The organism is Bacillus hominis (genome assembly GCF_030348325.1).
GTDB lineage: Bacteria > Bacillota > Bacilli > Bacillales > Bacillaceae_G > Bacillus_A > Bacillus_A hominis.
This window is the reverse complement of sequence record NZ_JAUCFS010000005.1, coordinates 4,083,853-4,100,862: the sequence shown is the minus strand read 5'-3', so window position 1 is coordinate 4,100,862 and position 17,010 is coordinate 4,083,853. Positions and strand designations below refer to the sequence as shown.

Below are 17,010 nucleotides of genomic sequence, written 5' to 3'. Positions count from 1 at the left end.
AGATGCGTAAATTTTCTCATGTATTTTCATTTTATTTTAGGGAAGCGTTTTTATCTAAAAAATCATTAATTACGAGTGCGATTTTATTTTTGGTTGTGTTTGGAATTTTTGCGTTTAATCATTTTACTTCAGGCGATGATAAAAATAAGGATAAAGATAAAATTGCAGTTGTAGTAGAGAGTTCCACATACAAAGTACAAAAGGAAGAGCTAAATAAGCTATTGCCATCAGCAAAAATAACGGTCGGTTCAAAGGATGATTTTGATAAACTGCATAAGCAAGTAGAAGAGGGAGATTTAGATGGTCTATTCCATGTGACGGAAAAGGATGGGGCTCCAGCAGTTACATATATGTATAATGGATTTCCAAGCCAAGCAACTTCTGCAATTATGGCAGGCTATTTAAAACAACAATATACGATGGTGACGATTGCAAAAAATAATGTTTCACCAGAAATTGCGCAGCAATTACAGGCAGAAATTCAAGTGAAGCAAGAGGCGATAAAAGATCGCACATCTTCTTTCGGAATTGCATATTTCTTTACATTTGCTTTGTATATGTTTATTGTAGCTTTCGGAAATACAATCGCAATGAATATTGCATCTGAAAAGGCGTCACGTGTAATGGAAGTAATGCTTCCGAAAGTAAAGCCTCTTACGATGATGTATGCGAAAATTTTGGCGGTTGTTTCAACGGCGTTATTACAACTTGTAATATTAGCGTGTGGTTATCTTATTCCTTATTTGTTAGGTTGGGTCGATTTAGAAAGTGCCTCATTATTTGGTGTTCCAATTGACTTTACAAAATTAGATGCAAAGGTTATAAGTATGTTCCTTGTGTATTTCATTACGGGGTATTTACTTTATGCGATGATGTATGCTGCGGCTGGAGCTGTTGTGTCTAAGACAGAGGATTTACAAGCTGTATCTTTCCCGGTAATGATTTTGATCATGGCTGCATTCTTCATTAGTATTAAATCATTAAGTGATCCGAATAGTACTATTGTTGTTGTAAGTTCGTATGTTCCGTTTTTCACACCGATGGTCACCTTCTCACGGATTGTAGCTGGTGAAGCAGGTATGTTAGAGATTACGATAACATTAGTAGTTTTATTGGCGACGATTGGTATATTAAATGCTATTACAAGCCGTATCTATGTAAATGGTGTAATGAATTACTCAGATAAAGTGAAATTTAAAGATTTAGCGAAATTTATTAAACGTCAATAATAGAGGGAAAGCATGATTTTCTAATGGAATCATGCTTTTTCTTTATGTATAAATTAAAAATAGTATATAATAATAAGAGTCGTCTTTTAATAGAATGAATAAAAAGGAGGGTGTGCAGATGGGAATTAGTAGTCGTTTTACAGTAGGTGTTCATATGTTAACGTTACTTGCGATAGATCGAAACTCTCGCTGTACCTCTGAATGGATTGCTGGTAGTGTGAATACAAATCCGGTTGTGATTCGTCGCATTACAGGAATGTTGAAGAGAGCAGGACTTGTTGATGTACAAGCTGGTAAAGGTGGTACGACACTTGCTCGTGATTTAGATGAAATTACATTACTTGATGTATATAAAGCTGTGGAAGTTGTAGAAGAAGGACATCTATTTTCTTTCCATGAAAATCCCAACATTGAATGTCCAGTAGGAGCTAATATTCAATCGGTATTAGAGATTGTTTTAATACAATCGCAAGAAGCGATGGAAAACGTACTTGCAAATGTAACGGTGCAGCAGTTAGTTACAAATTTAAAGTCGAAAATTAAAGAATAAAAAAGCGAGTTTCCTCATAATGAGGGCTCGCCTTTTTTTATTTGGAAATATTGAAAATTCTATTTTTCAGTATTTAAAATAAACTTTCCTACAACAGCTGCTACGATACCACCAAGAATTGGGGCAACGATGAACACCCATAGTTGAGAAATTGCTTCTCCGCCAGCGAATAGAGCTGGTGCGATACTACGAGCTGGGTTAACAGATGTTCCAGTTAACGGAATACCTAATAAGTGAATTAATACTAATGTGAAACCAATTACTAGTCCAGCTAAAGAAGAGCTTCCTTTTTTACCTGTGACAGCAACGATAACTAAAACAAATACGAAAGTTAAAATGAATTCAACTAAAAATGCTCCAGATAAATCAAGAGTTCCAAAACTATTTTGTCCTAAATTATCTAAAGGTAATTTAGCAGATCGTAAAATTGTTACTAACGTTGCAGTTCCTAATAAACCACCTAAAATTTGAGCTAATAAATAATAGCTAAGTTCCATACTGTTCATTCTTTTGTTGATGAACATAGCTATTGATACTGCTGGATTAATATGACATCCAGAAATTGTTCCGATGCTATATGCCATAGCGACAATAGATAGACCGAAAGCCATAGCGATTCCTAATGTTCCAATTCCTTCAATTCCGCCACCAATGACAGCTACTCCAGTTCCGAATAATACAAGTACAAATGTACCAATAAATTCAGCAATTGCTTTTTTTAACATAATTTACCTCCTATTATTGCGCATGAAACGTATTATAACATAGGTTTTAGTGTAAACAGCCAATGAAATACTATTCTGATAAGGCGGAATAGGGGGACAATAAAAATGGATATGGTTCTATGAAGAACCATATCCATTTTTATGCTGATTTTTTTTGTTTAATGACTGGAACAGAACGGTTTAAAACACTATTTACGACCATCCCTAGCATGATAATAATCATCCCAATCAGTGACAGACCACTAGGGAATGAGCCATTTAAGAAAATAATCTCACCAAGAACGGTAAAGATCATTGTTCCAGCTTGTGTTGCTTCAACAGCTCCAAGTAAAGCAAGATTGTCTTTTGCTAAGTCAGTAGCAAAGAAAAATGTCATCGTCGCAATAACTCCGGAACATAATGCTAACAAAAATCCTTGAAGCATTTGACTTGATGATGGAATACCAGTAGTGGAAAATCCGTATATACCAAGTAGAATTGTAATAGGAAGACTTCCGATTGCCATTCCTAATACACGTTGGAATGTATCAAGGCGCCCGCTAACAAGTTCCATCATTTTTCGGTTACCGAAGGGATATAAGAAAGCCGCTAACACGACAGGTAAAAAACCTGAAATGAACTGAGTCATTGTAATATGACCTGCTGCAGTCGCTTGCATACAAATTACACCAAGTAAAATAAATAATGCTACATATAAACTACGAAGTGGAATTTTTCCGCGTACAAATTTTGTACCTGATTTTGTTTCTGTTTTAATGAAAAATAATGGTGATAAAAGTAAACCTGCTAATATCGTAACTTGCCAAGTTCCAGCAACGAGCCAAGCTGGAGAAAAAACGGCTGCAAAACTTAATAAAGAATAAAAACCAATACCGGCAACGGAACCCCATCCGATCCAAGCCAATGGATGTTTTTTTAACTCTTCCCATAATCCTCTTAAGTTTTTGCGAAATAAAACGATAAGGAATAAAATAGGGAGAGCAAATAGAAAACGGAAGGAAGCGGTCCAAGCCCAGCTTGTTCCAGATACATTCATTGCTCTGTTAATAATAAAGGTTGCAGAAAAAAAGGCCGATGATAAAAGACCTAGTAATATTGCGCGCATGAAGTATAACACTCCTTTCGAAATCGAATAATTATGTATGTTATAATATACTTAAATTGAATAAAAGTAAACTATTTTATACTTTAAGGTGGTTTTTATAGATGAAAGAAAATGAAGATATGCAAACGAAAGAAGTGATCCAGCAAGTAGGTCAGTTATTGAGACAAATTCGAAATGAACAAAAATTAAGTTTAGAAGATTTAGCCCAAAAGACAGGTGTTAGTAAATTAACGTTAGGAAAAATTGAAAGAGGTGAAACGAATCCAACATTAGCTGTCATCTGGAAAATTACGAAAGGGTTATCAATCCCTTTATCGAGATTGATGGTTGTTGGAGAGCCTGTAGCTGTTGCGCGCTGCGGAGAAGGCTTTGCAGTAGATGTAGGACAAGCGTGGCACTTAGAAACGATGTTCCGTTACACGAAAGAAACAGGGATGGAAATGCACCGTGCTTGTTTAAGAGCGAATAGTATATATGAACCTGAAGCTCATCATGAAGGAGCAATTGAGCTTGTAACAGTAATGAAAGGGAAAGTTTCTATTCAAGTGGAGAACGATGTGTATGTGCTAAATGAGTTTGATTCCATTCAATTTGAAGCGAATAAGAAACATAGTTATAAAAATGAAGAGGATGAAGTGGCGGTATTACATTTAACGATGAAATATTCTTCATAAAAAAATCACCTATAGAAAAGAATTCTATAGGTGATTTTATATATTTCGCTTAAGTATGTGAATGATGCCGTTAGTACGAACGTGGCATAAGTAATAAACAAATAAAATAAACTAAAAACCCCGTCCCAAAACATAAAATAGCAATGACCCAAATGATACGAATGAGAGTAGAACTAATATCAAAATATTCTCCTAAACCACCACATATACCAAATAGCATTTTATCAGTTTCGGATTTACATAATTTTTTTGACATACTACGATCAACTCCTTTTTATATCAAGCTACATACTTCTATTCTATATGGAAATCTATGAGGAGACTATGAGGGGGTATGACATTTTTTTTTGTAAAGTGAATCATGTTTTGCAATTCAGATGCGAGGTTATATAAACAACGAATCTAATTTATAGCACAGTACAATAGTTTGCGATAAAAGTAAAAAGGCCTTAGGCAGCAAAGTTTAAACTACCAAAAGGACCTCATATTATAGTTTCATTTTATATTTGGATTGTTGGTGTATACAATGTGAAAACATATAAAAAATACTTAGTGAAAGAGTAACAGTTATACTAACCCAAATGCTTGTTAAAGGACTGATTAAGAAGTAAACTACATAACCGGTAAGGGCACCCATAATCGAGATGAGTGGTATAATGATACTTATTTTTTGTTTACTAAAAATAAGGAATAATATTGTGATGATAAGAGATGTATAAAGAATACCAAAGAAAAAAATAATTTCTAAAATAGTATAGTTTGTAGTAATTGTAATGAAAAAAGCTAAAAATCCGATAGCTATAGCAATAAAATGAGCTGTATGTAATTTGAGATTCATTTTTGTGCGTATCATCGGTATAAAGTCTCGAATGAGTTTGGTAAATCCATGCATCCAAGAAATAAAGCTGGAAGTTATTGCACTTAAAGAGCCGATAACGAGCAAATAAAATAAAATAGTAAATTCTATTTTTTTGGGAAGCTGAGCTAGAAGGTCGTATAAATGATCTAAGCTCCCGCTAAAGATAACTATCATAATTAGAGAAGCAAATGCCAAAGGGATGGTAATCCATATAAATCCTGATAGTAAAAAAGTCGGAATGATTTTTTTAGGATGAATACGGAAAGCTTTATCCCAAGATGCGGGGCTTATTAATACTCTTCCCGTTTCGATTAGAATGCCGGCAGTAAGAAAATATATTCCATTTCTATTTTCATAAAATAGCAAATAAGGGTGATATAAGCGAATCCCATCGTATACATGAGTGATTCCATCTTGTACAAAAAAATAAATTGGAATAATGATCATGGTAGAAAACATTAATACAGTTTGCATAATAGCCATTTTAGTAAATAGCTTAGCGTTACTTAACATTACGAATAGTGTACAAAGGGTAATGAAAAGGAAGGAGCCCAATGTATATGGAATATGGAAGAAAACATTAAGTAAAATACTAGCAACTTTCGTTTGGATGAACATACTTTCTATACTCAATAGAACAAGGAAAGAGCATACAATTATATATCCTGTGTGAGAAAGTTTATATGATAAGTAATCGTGAAGCGATTCTCCCTCTGGAAATGTAGAACGTATTTTTTTTATTAAAATCCCCAATAAAATAAGAGTAAAAGGACCAATCATAGCATAAAGAATGCCAGCAAGTAACCCATAATTGATAATAGATTCAGGTAAAGCGAGCGTTGATATACTTGCGACCCATTTAGATAATAAAAGAACAGTGCCAGTTCCTATACCTAATTGTAAAGATGTGAAAGCTGAGTTGTTTTTTGTCACAATTTATCCCTCGCCTCTATATTCTTTCGGAGTCATTCCAGTCATTTTGCGGAAAACAGTGCTGAAATAATGCTGGCTATTAAAACCAGATCGTTCAGAGATTTGCGAGATACACCAATGTGGGTGTTCCATTAAATACTTCTGTGACATTTCAATCCGATATTGCATGATATACCCGGAAAATGAAATCCCTACTTCTTCATGGAACCTCCGGCTTAAGTAAGTCGGATTTGTATGTACTTTAGCTGCGATGTCTGCTAAGTGTAGTTTGTCATGAAAAGTCTCATGAATGATGTCTAATGTATCTTGAATAATACGTGAGTAAGAAATAAAATTGGAATCTCCTTTGTATTTTTGCAATACATCGATGAGTTCTTTTTCTATAATTGGCTTTGTTATGTAGTCAATGACTCCTAGACGAATAGATTGTTTTGCATAGTCGAAATTTTGATATGCGGTTACGATGATGATGTCCAGGTTAGAGTTACTATTTTTTAATTTTTCACCTAGTTGTAGGCCAGATATGCCTGGAAGGTGAATATCTAAAAGTGCTAAATGAATCGAGAATTTTTCATTTATACTTAAAGCTTCATCCGCATCTAAAGCTAGATGCAGTGTCCAATTAGGAAACTGGCGGTGAATGAGAAATTCTAATTGTTCCAGTTCTAGCGGTTCGTCATCTACTAATAGCACGTTCATTTTTGTATTACCTCCTCTGTGTTTTTTTCTGTGATGAAAGGCCATGTTATTTCTACTGTCGTGCCGTTCTCTTTTGTAGAGAGGAAAGAGAACGTAGTTTGTTCTTGAAAGAATAGCTGAAATCGTTGTTTTATATTCTCAAGTCCGTATCCGCTTTCTTCTGTATGGGAAGTAAATGGTTCGTTTTGAGTGCCGTTATCAGATACTAGAAGTGTAATTCGGTTATTTGTATTGTATAAATGAATATTTAAAATTGCTTGACCAGCTTTTTTTTCAAGACCATGTTTAAAGGAATTCTCAACTAACGTTTGAATAACGAAAGGTGGAATATGGGCATTGTGTAAATCTTCAGAAGAAGTAATGCTTACTGAAAGCCTCGAGCGAAATCGCATTTTTTGAATCTCAATATAATAATTCGTATACGCCAGTTCTTCAGAAATAGGAATTAACAAATCCGTTGTTTTATATTTTCCTTTTAAAAATAGAGAAAAGATCTCGAGCGATCGGACAACTTCATCTGTTCTCTGCAGACGAGCTAAGCTTAAAATTGTATTTAATGTATTGAATAAAAAATGAGGCTGAATTTGTTGAGTGAGTTGATGATATAAAGACTGTTGCAACTCTCTTTCTAGTGCTATTTTTTTCTTTTCACTTTCTAGTAAATCGATTCGTTTTTCAAAAATAAATAAAAATAATAAAATAATAGCTCCAAAAATTGGAGCTAAGACAAGTATAGTTATTAATACAGCAAATGCTTCATAAGTTAACATACATACCTCAATCTTGTTTTTTATTATTATACTAAAGTGTTGTAAATATTTCTATTATTCAGATTCGATTTAAATGATATGGCAGGCTACTTTGTGATCTTCACTTATAGATTGAAAACTTGGTTGCTGCGTTGTACATTTTTCAATTGCATACGGACAACGAGTATGAAAACGGCAGCCTTTCGGCGGGTTTAAAGGAGAGGGAAGGTCTCCTTTAAGTTCAATACGCTCTTTTTTCATTCCTGTACTAATGGTAGGAATTGCTGAGAGAAGCGCTTTTGTGTAAGGGTGTTGCGGATTGTTAAAAAGAGAATGTTTATCGGCAATCTCCACAATGGTACCAAGATACATTACAATGATGCGGTCTGATATGTGACGAACGACAGCTAAATCGTGAGAGATGAATAAATACGTTAACCCATATTGTTGTTGCAAATGCTTTAATAAATTTAAAACTTGTGCTTGCACTGAAACATCTAAGGCGGAGACAGCTTCGTCACAAATGATGAGTTTTGGATTAACAGCTAAGGCGCGAGCGATTCCAATTCTTTGGCGTTGTCCACCACTAAACTCATGTGGGTAGCGCTTCACTGCATCAGGTGGAAGACCAACTTTCCCGAGTAACTCAATAACCTTTGCTTTCCTTTCTCCTTTTGGACATACGTTTTGAATGGCCATAGCTTCTTCTAAAATACTCCCTACGGTTTGTCGAGGGTTTAAAGAGGCGAAGGGATCTTGAAAAATAACTTGTAAATCTTTTCTAACTTTTCGCATTGCTGAGTTATTTAATTCTAGTAAATCCTTATCTTGAAATATGATTTTTCCACTTGTTGCTTCATCAAGGCGTAATATTGCACGCCCAGTAGTGGATTTCCCGCAACCAGATTCCCCAACAATACTGACAGTTTCCTTTTCGTAAATTGTAAAACTAATATCGTCAACCGCTTTAATATAGCTAATAGAGCGTCCTAGAATTCCTTTTTTTATAGGGAAGTATTGTTTTAAATTTTGTACTTGTAATAGCTCTCGTTTATTTATTTGCGTAGTAGTAGACATTTTATAATACCTCCAATTCTTCCGAAGATGATTTATTCCAAAGGTCTGTAAACATCCAGCACCGAACCTCGCTTCCATCTTGCGTTAGTTGAAGTTCTGGAAGAGTATTATGACATAGTTCTTTTGTATGTGTACATCTATCAGCGAAGCGACATCCACTCGGCATATGGTATGGACTTGGTACGGATCCAGGAATAGTTTGTAATTCTTCTTGGTCTGTATCGAGTCTTGGAAGAGATTGAAGAAGTCCGATTGTATAAGGGTGTTTTGGGCTAGTAAATATATGCTCGATATCTGCATATTCGACAATTTTTCCAGCATACATGACCGCAACTCTGTCACATGTTTCTGATACGACTCCTAAATCATGAGTGATCATGATAATCCCCATACCGAGTTGTTTTTGAAGCGATTTCATAAGTGATAATATTTGAGCTTGAATGGTTACATCAAGAGCAGTTGTTGGTTCGTCTGCAATGAGTAAATCTGGATTGCAAGCAAGTGCCATTGCAATCATAACGCGTTGGCGCATTCCTCCGCTTAGTTCATGTGGCTCTTGTTTTGCACGCTTTTCAGGAGAAGGAATCCCAACTAGTTTCAGCATATCGACAGCTTTATTCCAAGCTTCTTTTTTGCTTAATTTTTGATGGATACGAATTGCTTCTGCGATCTGTTCCCCAACGGAATATACTGGATTCAAAGATGTCATTGGTTCTTGGAAAATCATTGAGATTTGATTGCCACGAATTGCACGCATTTCAGCTTCGCTTTGTTGTAATAAATTTTTTCCTTTGAATAAAATGTCGCCTTCAATTTTACTGCCGCTTTCTCGGTCGATTAACCTCATAATGGATAGGGAAGTGATGCTCTTTCCGCAACCAGATTCACCTACGATTCCGAGTGTTTCTCCTTTGGAAACAGAGAAATTTAATCCATCAACCGCTTTACTTACACCTTCGTCTGTAAAGAAATGTGTTTTTAAATCTTTAACCTGTAATACCTCTTCCTTTTTGTTCATGTTTGTGCACCCCTCTTAATTAAGCTCAATACGTTTATTGAAATGACGGTATAAAATATCAACAATAAGATTGACTAGAACGAAGATTACTGAGGCGATTAATACGCCCCCTTGTAACATTGGTAAGTCCCTCATTCGAATGGCATCTACAATTAATCTTCCAAGTCCATTTATAGCGAAAACGGATTCTACTAAAACTGTACCGCCTAAAAGTGCACCAAATTGTAATCCGACAACGGTAATAATGGGGATTAATGCGTTCCTCAGAGCATGTTTATATATAACTACTCTTTCTTTTACCCCTTTTGCTCTTGCCGTTCGTATATAATCTTGGCGTATGACATCAAGCATACTTGAGCGAGTCATACGTGCTACAATTGCTGCGCCAGATGCACCTAGTGTAAGTGCTGGTAAAATCATGTGCATCCAAGTTCCCCAACCAGAAACGGGGAATATTTGAATTTGGACAGAGAAGTAGAAAATGAGCATAAGTCCAAACCAAAAACTTGGTAATGAGACACCTAATAAAGCGATGATCATAATAGAAACATCTGTCCAAGAATATTGCTTTGTAGCAGAGATGATACCAGCAATCATCCCGATTACAACTGTAATTACGATGCTACACAGTGCAAGTTCAATAGTGATTGGAAGGCGAATTAATACTTCGTCTAACACTGGGCGATTAGAACGAATCGAAACCCCAAAATCGCCTTGTAATATATTTCCGATATAAGAGAAATATTGCATGATAAAAGGTTTGTCCAATCCTAATTGGTGACGTATTTGTTCGACAGTTTCTTTTGATGCTCCTTCACCAGCAATAAGGAGAGCTGGATCACCGGGTACCATTTGCATAATTAAGAAAACAACGAATACAACGCCGAAAAGAACGGGAATTAATTGTAGTATTCTACGAAATATAAACATTAGCATGTATAATGCTCCTTTCTATTTTTTTAGTCTCGGATCTAGTGCATCACGTAATCCGTCACCAAACATGTTTAAACCGATTACGAGTGTAGACATTGCGATTCCAGGAAACATTGCGATATGTGGTGCGGTAAATAAAAAGTCACGTCCATTACTTAACATTGCTCCCCATTCAGGTGAAGGTGGCTGCGCCCCAAGTCCTAAAAATGATAATCCAGCTGCAGATAAAATTGCTGTAGCTAAGCGTAAAGTAGCTTGGACGATAATAGGCGATAAGATGTTAGGGAATATGTGCTTCATAATAATAGTGAAGTCACTCGCTCCTAGTGCCCTTATAGCATCGATATACTCTAATTTTTTTACTGTTAATGTAGAAGCTCTAACGATACGAGCGAACATAGGGATTGAGAAAAAGCCAATAGCGATAATTACGTTCACAAGACTTGGTCCTAGTGCACCTACAATGGCAAGAGCAAGTAAAATACCAGGGAAAGCTAGCATAATATCAATGATTCTCATAATAACTGTGTCAAACCATCCACCGTAATAACCAGAAACGATACCGAGAATAATGCCGAACAGTGCACCTATAAATACAGAAGAAAATCCAACAAATAATGAAAGACGTGTCCCGTGTAAAAGGCGGCTTAAAATATCTCTACCTTTATCATCTGTTCCCATCCAATGTTCCATTGAGGGTGGTTGTAACTTATTGACTAACTGAATATCAAATGGATTATAGGGTGCTAATAATGGAGCGAATATAGCTATTAAAATATAGAACAGAACGATAATTCCCCCGATGAATGCCATTTTATTTTTCCTCAGTTTTCGATAGGCAGTTATCAATTTCGATTTATTCTTCATTTGAATCGTTTGTAAAGAAGTTTTTTCTTCTTTAGAAAGACGAACTTCCATTTTCCATACCTCCCTTTCTTTATGAATAAATTATCAGAAAATTCACCGAAGTAAACGGATTTAAAACAATAAGTAAAGAAAATGCAAATACAAGTAAAAATACTTAAAAAAATTCAGAAAATTCAAATAGTAAAGAAAGTGCAAATAGAGGTAAAGATGTTTAAAAACTTTTTCCGTAAAGTTATTTATAATTACAAATACATAAACAAACTTGCAGAAGAGAAGGTGGTGAAGTTATCCGCTCTTAGAAAGTAGGTAAAATAGAAAAATAGGTTTAAGGTTTCACTTTATGATGTAGAGATAAAAGAAAGTGGAGGGGGAAGAGCGATGAGGTTCAAAAAGGGACTTGTGATTTGCTTTATCACAATTTTATGTCTTTCAGTTTTTCTAGCGGGATGTTCATCTAATACGAAGACAGGCAACGAAGGGTCGGGGAGTAAAGGGGCAAAAGAAGGTGGCGTTTTAACGATCGCTAGACTGTCAGATGCTGATAATTTAGATCCGCATTTTATTACAAACATTCCTTCAGCGAGTATTGTATACCATAAAGTGTATGAAAACCTTGTACAACGAGATAAAAACATGGATTTTAAGCCAATGTTAGCAAAGGAATGGAAACAAATTGATGATTTAAATTGGGAATTTAAGTTACAACAAGGAGTGACATTCCAAGACGGTGCGCCATTTAATGCTGAGGCAGTAAAGAAAAACTTTGAACGTGTATTAGACCCGAAAGTGGGTTCAAATCGAGCAACTGTTTATTCCATGATCCAAGAAATAAAAGTAATTGATGAATACACAGTACAGTTCGTATTGAAATACCCATATTCACCTCTTTTATCTATTTTTGCAAGTAATGAAGGAAGTATTTTAAGTCCGAAAGCAATTGATGAGAAAGGGAAAGGTTTAGCGCAGCATCCAGTTGGGACAGGTCCATTTACTTTTAAATCATGGAAACCAGGTGAAGAAATTCGCCTTGAGAAGAATAAAAATTATTGGGGTGAAAAAGCAAAGGTTGATGAAGTTGTATTCAAAGTAGTACCGGAAGATGCAACGCGTATTGGAATGATTGAAACTGGTGAAGCTCATATTGCAGAGAATTTACCTGTAACTGAAGTAGAGAGAGTGAAGAATTCGCCATCTATGGAGTTAATTGAAAATGAAGGTTTAGGTGTAGAATATATTGGATTTAATGTAGAGAAAAAGCCATTTGATAATCCGCTTGTTCGTCAAGCGATTGCACATGCGATTGAAACGAAAGGAATTTTAAAAGGAGTATATAACAATGTTGGGACTGAAGTGAACTCTGTAATGACTCCTAAAGTATTCGGTTATACGAAAGACGTAAAAGGGTATAAGTATGATATTAATACTGCGAAAAAGTTATTAGCAGAGGCTGGTTATCCAAATGGGTTTAAAACAACAATTTGGACGAATGACAGTAAAGTGAGAATGGCGTTAGTGGAGGTAATTCAATCTCAACTAAAAGGGATTGGTGTTGAAGTAGAAATTAAAGTTATGGAATATGGTGCGTTTTTAGCTGCAACGAATAAATCAGAGCATGCGATGTTTGTTGGCGGTTGGGGGAATGCAACAGGTGATGGTGACTATAATCAATATAATTTATTCCATTCTAGTTCGCATGGAGCAACTGGAAATCAATTTTTCTATAGCAATCCGGTAGTAGATAAATTAATAGAAGATGCTAGAAAAGAAAAAGATGAGACGAAGAGAAAAGAATTGTATAAACAGTTGCAAGAAATTGAATTGAAAGATGCTTTACTAGTACCAATTCGAGGAATTAATCATATTGCAGCGACTACGAAAAATATAAAAGGATTTTGGATTGATCCATCTGGGTATTTGCGACTGGAAGGTGTAGAGCTACAGTAAAATAGAAAATTCTATCAGTGTAAAACATCATTTTACACTGATAGAATTTTTTATCTGTTTTTGTTTCGTTTGTATAGTAGAAAAACCATTGCGAAGGGAGATTGACAAAGTGAGTATAAAATCAAAATATTGGTTAACGAATGTGAAACTTGAATCTGGGTACGTGTATGAGGAATCACGAATTACAAGTACAGAAACGGAAATTTGTAGTTTGCTTATTGAAGATGGAAAGATTACGAAGATATTACCTGGGATTGTAGCGGAGCAAGATGGGGAAGTAGTAAATGCAAATGGTTTATTGGCATTACCAGCATTTGAAGAAATGCATATCCATATTGACAAAACGTATTATGGTGGACCATGGAAAGCATGTACACCAGTGAAAAGTATATTCACTCGTATTCATGAGGAGCAAACCATTCTTCCAAAGCAATTAGAAACTGCAAAGAGTAGAGCGGAGAAAATGTTGCAATTACTACTTGAAAATGGAGCGACAAATATTCGGACACACTGCAATATTGATCCTGTAATTGGTCTTGGGAATTTAGAAGCAACGATTGGGGCACTGGAAACATATAAAGATAAGTTATCAGCAAAAATTGTAGCATTTCCACAACACGGTTTGTTACGAAGTAATTCTGTAGGGCTTATAAAAGATGCTATGCGTATGGGAGCTCATTTAGTAGGTGGAGTAGACCCAGCTACTGTAGACGGTAATATTGAAAAATCATTAAATACAATTATGGATATTGCAGTTGAGTTTGATTCCGACATTGATATTCATTTACATGATGCGGACCAACTCGGAACATTTACAATGAAGAGATTAGCAACGTTAACAGAAGAAGCAGGGTGGCAAGGAAGAGTTACAATTAGCCATGCCCTTGGACTTGGAGATGTATCTGTAGAAGAAGCGGAGGAAATGGCTGAACGACTTGCGGCATTAGGCATTGATATAACGTCAACAGTTCCAATTAGTAGACATGTAATTCCAGTTCCGTTATTAAATCGTAAAGGTGTAAAAGTTTCACTAGGAAACGATAGTATAACTGATCATTGGTCTCCATTTGGAACGGGAGATATGCTGCAAAAGGCAAATTGTCTAGCGGAGAGATTTAGATGGATTGATGAGCGCTCTTTAGGGAAAGCACTTCAGTTTATTACGGGTGGGAAATCTATATTAGATGATCAAGGAAATCGTCAATGGCCAAAAATAGGAGATGAAGCAAATATCGTCTTTACGGAAGCATCATGTTCAGCTGAGGTAGTAGCAAGACAAACAGAGCGCTGTGCTGTTCTATATAAAGGAAATGTTGTTGCTGGTAGTTTACAAAAAATAGCTATAAATAATCTTGTTTGAGAGGATGATTGAAATGCAAAATGTGTATTGGTTAACGAATGTACGACTAGAAACAGGTTATAAGTTTAATAGTGAAGTAGTTACAGGCACAGAAACAGCTTTGCATCATTTACTTATACAGGATGGAAAGATTGCAAAGATTGTACTTGCGGATGTACCGCTTCAAACAGAGTATGAAACGAAAGATGCGAGAGAATTGCTTGTTCTTCCGTCATTTGTGGAAAATCACTTTCACCTTGATAAGACAAGACTTGGTGGTCCATGGGAAGCATGCACACCAGTAAAAAATATTATTGAGAGATTAGAGTTAGAACAACAGGAATTACCGATTTTAGCTCAAACAACTGGAGAGAGAGCAGAGTTGTTACTAAGTAACATTTTAAATGCTGGTTCGACTCATATTCGAACGCATGTAAATATTGATCCGTATATCGGTCTTAAAAACCTAGAGTCTGTACGTCAAACTTTAGAGGATATGAAAGGTGCGTTTACATATGAAATCGTAGCATTCCCACAACACGGTTTACTTCGTACAGAAGCGCATTCTCTTATGAGGGAAGCGATGAAAGTGGGCGCAACTTTAGTGGGTGGTGTAGATCCAGCTACTGTAGATAATAATATTGAAAAATCACTTTTTGATATGATGGAAATCGCTGTAGAGGCAAATGCAGATGTTGATTTACATTTACATGATGCAGGGCATTTAGGTATTTATACAATTAAAAAGTTAGCTCAATTTACAGAGGATGCGGGTTGGGACGGGCGTGTTGCTGTTAGTCATGCGTTTAGTCTAGGAGATGTATCTAAAGAAGAAGGAGCAGAGATGGCAGACTTATTAGCTGAAAGAGGAATGTCTATTATTACGACAGTACCAATTAATAGAAATATGCCGCCAGTACCATTGCTTACAGAAAAAGGTGTTTCCGTTTCTTTAGGTTGTGATAGTATGTTTGATTCATGGGGCCCATTTGGGAATGCTGATATTTTTGAAAGAGTAGGGCGTTTAGCAGAAAAGTATCGCTGGATTGATGAGAAATCTTTATCTTCGTCTCTAGCGTTTATTACAGGTGGAAAAACGCCATTGGATCAAGAAGGAAATCAAGTTTGGCCTAAAGTAGGAGATAAAGCTGATTTTGTCTTCTTACAAGCTACTTGTTCAGCAGAAGCAATTGCTAGACGAGCGAAACGACCTGCCGTGATGAAAGGTGGAAAAATAGTAGCTGGTTCCTTGCAGAATGTTCAAGGTGTATTGATTTAATTTACGTACCTCCCTAAATTTTATATATATTTTCAAGGGTTCCTAATGAAAGAGTAGGAATCCTTCTTTTTTACGAGAAACGGAGGGGAATAGGTGACACGTACTTATATATTACTTTTTATCTGTGTAGTAGTTTGGGGGAGTAATTTTATATTTGGTGCGATTTTAGTAAATACATTTCATCCAGTTTTGTTAACGACACTTCGGTTGCTATTTATTAATTTGTTTTTTCTGGCGTACGCCATTATATGTAAGAAAGATTTATATATAGAAAAGAATGAAATGAAAAGTGTATTATTAATTGGGGTTATAGGTGTCGCGATTAATCAATGGTCTTTTTATGAAGGATTACAAACAGCAGAACCAACAACAGCTGCGCTAATATTGGCACTTACTCCTGTCGTGACTTCTATTCTAGCGGTATTTATTTTAAACGAACCGTTAACAGCTAAGTTAGTAATAGGAGGAGGAATTGCTACTTTTGGGGTGTTTTTTGTTATTGGTATTGGGCAGAGGTTCGTCTTTTCAGAAGGATTAATATGGATTTTTATAACGATGCTATCCTTTTCTTTATCCATTGTTTTAATTCGGAAATTGGGGAAAAGAGATGATATGTTTTTTATTACATTCTTCTCTTCAATTTTTGGTTTTTTAATTATGTTACCGTTTCTTGCTTTTACCATTTCTCACATAACGTTGAAGTACTCTATAGAGAGTTGGTCGCTTCTAATTGTGACAGCAATACTTATGCATGGAATTTGTACATTGGTTTGGAATAATCAATTGAGAAAAGCGCAAGCATCAACAGCGGCAATGTTTTTAAATTTAGAACCATTCGTTACGATGGTGGTAGGGTATATTATATTGCAGAAAAGTGTAACATCCATTCAAATAATTGGAGCTATTTTTATCGTTTGTGGAGTTTACATTGCAACGTTTGGATATGGGAAGAAATCGAAGGGACAAAAAGAGTTGTTTCGAAAAGCTACGTAATAATATAAAGTGTATTTCTGTGTGAAATGTATGGAAG

General features: G+C 35.6%; 17 protein-coding genes. 7 read left to right on the top strand and 10 right to left on the bottom strand.

The annotated features are described in order from the left end of the window. Positions 1-2: 2 nt before the first annotated feature. Together QUF93_RS23900 and QUF93_RS23895 are read left to right on the top strand one after the other, a co-directional pair. Positions 3-1,229, top strand: a complete 1,227-nt coding sequence (locus tag QUF93_RS23900) for an ABC transporter permease (RefSeq protein ID WP_002122843.1) — start codon at positions 3-5, stop codon at positions 1,227-1,229. A 118-nt stretch (positions 1,230-1,347) separates the two neighbouring features. Continuing rightward, on the top strand, positions 1,348-1,779 hold the full coding sequence (locus QUF93_RS23895) for an Rrf2 family transcriptional regulator (RefSeq protein WP_002112095.1): 432 nt from the start codon (positions 1,348-1,350) through the stop codon (positions 1,777-1,779). A 59-nt stretch (positions 1,780-1,838) separates the two neighbouring features. Here the strand turns inward: QUF93_RS23895 and QUF93_RS23890 are convergent, their stop codons facing one another. Together QUF93_RS23890 and QUF93_RS23885 are read right to left on the bottom strand one after the other, a co-directional pair. Continuing rightward, positions 1,839-2,504, bottom strand: coding sequence for an MIP/aquaporin family protein (locus QUF93_RS23890; RefSeq protein WP_289360394.1), 666 nt, complete (start codon positions 2,502-2,504; stop codon positions 1,839-1,841). A 139-nt stretch (positions 2,505-2,643) separates the two neighbouring features. Then, on the bottom strand, positions 2,644-3,609 hold the full coding sequence (locus QUF93_RS23885) for a DMT family transporter (protein ID WP_128280805.1): 966 nt from the start codon (positions 3,607-3,609) through the stop codon (positions 2,644-2,646). Between the two features lie 101 nt (positions 3,610-3,710). On the opposite strand from QUF93_RS23885, the gene QUF93_RS23880 reads away from it, so the two are divergent. Next, complete coding sequence (locus QUF93_RS23880; RefSeq protein WP_002015333.1) at positions 3,711-4,283, top strand: helix-turn-helix domain-containing protein; 573 nt, start codon at positions 3,711-3,713, stop codon at positions 4,281-4,283. A gap of 70 nt (positions 4,284-4,353) precedes the next feature. On the opposite strand, the gene QUF93_RS23875 is transcribed toward QUF93_RS23880, so the two are convergent. The 8 genes from QUF93_RS23875 to nikC all read right to left on the bottom strand — a co-directional run bounded on the left by QUF93_RS23875 (position 4,354) and on the right by nikC (position 11,469). After that, the gene (locus QUF93_RS23875; protein WP_289360393.1) at positions 4,354-4,539 is read right to left on the bottom strand and encodes a PspC domain-containing protein; all 186 of its coding nucleotides are present in this window, start codon (positions 4,537-4,539) and stop codon (positions 4,354-4,356) included. A 231-nt stretch (positions 4,540-4,770) separates the two neighbouring features. Further along, positions 4,771-6,075, bottom strand: a complete 1,305-nt coding sequence (locus QUF93_RS23870; protein ID WP_289360391.1) for an SLC5/6 family protein — start codon at positions 6,073-6,075, stop codon at positions 4,771-4,773. Positions 6,076-6,078: 3 nt separating this feature from the next. After that, the gene (locus QUF93_RS23865; protein ID WP_212934816.1) at positions 6,079-6,774 is read right to left on the bottom strand and encodes a response regulator transcription factor; all 696 of its coding nucleotides are present in this window, start codon (positions 6,772-6,774) and stop codon (positions 6,079-6,081) included. Continuing rightward, positions 6,771-7,544 carry a sensor histidine kinase gene (locus QUF93_RS23860; RefSeq protein ID WP_289360388.1) on the bottom strand — a complete coding sequence of 258 codons (774 nt, stop codon included), beginning with the start codon at positions 7,542-7,544 and terminating at the stop codon, positions 6,771-6,773. The genes QUF93_RS23865 and QUF93_RS23860 overlap by 4 nt, the downstream gene beginning before the upstream one ends. Positions 7,545-7,613: 69 nt before the next feature. After that, positions 7,614-8,600 carry an ABC transporter ATP-binding protein gene (locus QUF93_RS23855; RefSeq protein ID WP_289360387.1) on the bottom strand — a complete coding sequence of 329 codons (987 nt, stop codon included), beginning with the start codon at positions 8,598-8,600 and terminating at the stop codon, positions 7,614-7,616. Between the two features lies 1 nt (position 8,601). Further along, on the bottom strand, positions 8,602-9,618 hold the full coding sequence (locus tag QUF93_RS23850; RefSeq protein ID WP_289360385.1) for an ABC transporter ATP-binding protein: 1,017 nt from the start codon (positions 9,616-9,618) through the stop codon (positions 8,602-8,604). A gap of 15 nt (positions 9,619-9,633) precedes the next feature. Then, a complete protein-coding gene (gene nikB / locus QUF93_RS23845) occupies positions 9,634-10,554 on the bottom strand; it encodes a nickel ABC transporter permease (RefSeq protein WP_289360383.1) in 921 nt (306 codons plus the stop codon). Between the two features lie 15 nt (positions 10,555-10,569). Then, the gene (gene nikC, locus QUF93_RS23840; protein ID WP_289360382.1) at positions 10,570-11,469 is read right to left on the bottom strand and encodes a nickel transporter permease; all 900 of its coding nucleotides are present in this window, start codon (positions 11,467-11,469) and stop codon (positions 10,570-10,572) included. Between the two features lie 327 nt (positions 11,470-11,796). On the opposite strand from nikC, the gene QUF93_RS23835 reads away from it, so the two are divergent. From QUF93_RS23835 to QUF93_RS23820, 4 genes are all read left to right on the top strand, one after another. Next, entirely contained in the window at positions 11,797-13,362 is a 1,566-nt protein-coding gene (locus QUF93_RS23835; protein ID WP_289360381.1) for a glutathione ABC transporter substrate-binding protein, read from the top strand. Positions 13,363-13,471: 109 nt separating this feature from the next. Then, positions 13,472-14,722: an amidohydrolase family protein gene (locus QUF93_RS23830; protein ID WP_289360379.1), complete on the top strand. Its 1,251-nt coding sequence runs from the start codon at positions 13,472-13,474 to the stop codon at positions 14,720-14,722. Positions 14,723-14,735: 13 nt separating this feature from the next. Beyond that, positions 14,736-15,980: an amidohydrolase family protein gene (locus tag QUF93_RS23825; protein WP_212934808.1), complete on the top strand. Its 1,245-nt coding sequence runs from the start codon at positions 14,736-14,738 to the stop codon at positions 15,978-15,980. A gap of 93 nt (positions 15,981-16,073) precedes the next feature. After that, complete coding sequence (locus QUF93_RS23820; RefSeq protein WP_289360378.1) at positions 16,074-16,973, top strand: DMT family transporter; 900 nt, start codon at positions 16,074-16,076, stop codon at positions 16,971-16,973. The last annotated feature ends 37 nt before the right edge of the window (positions 16,974-17,010 follow it).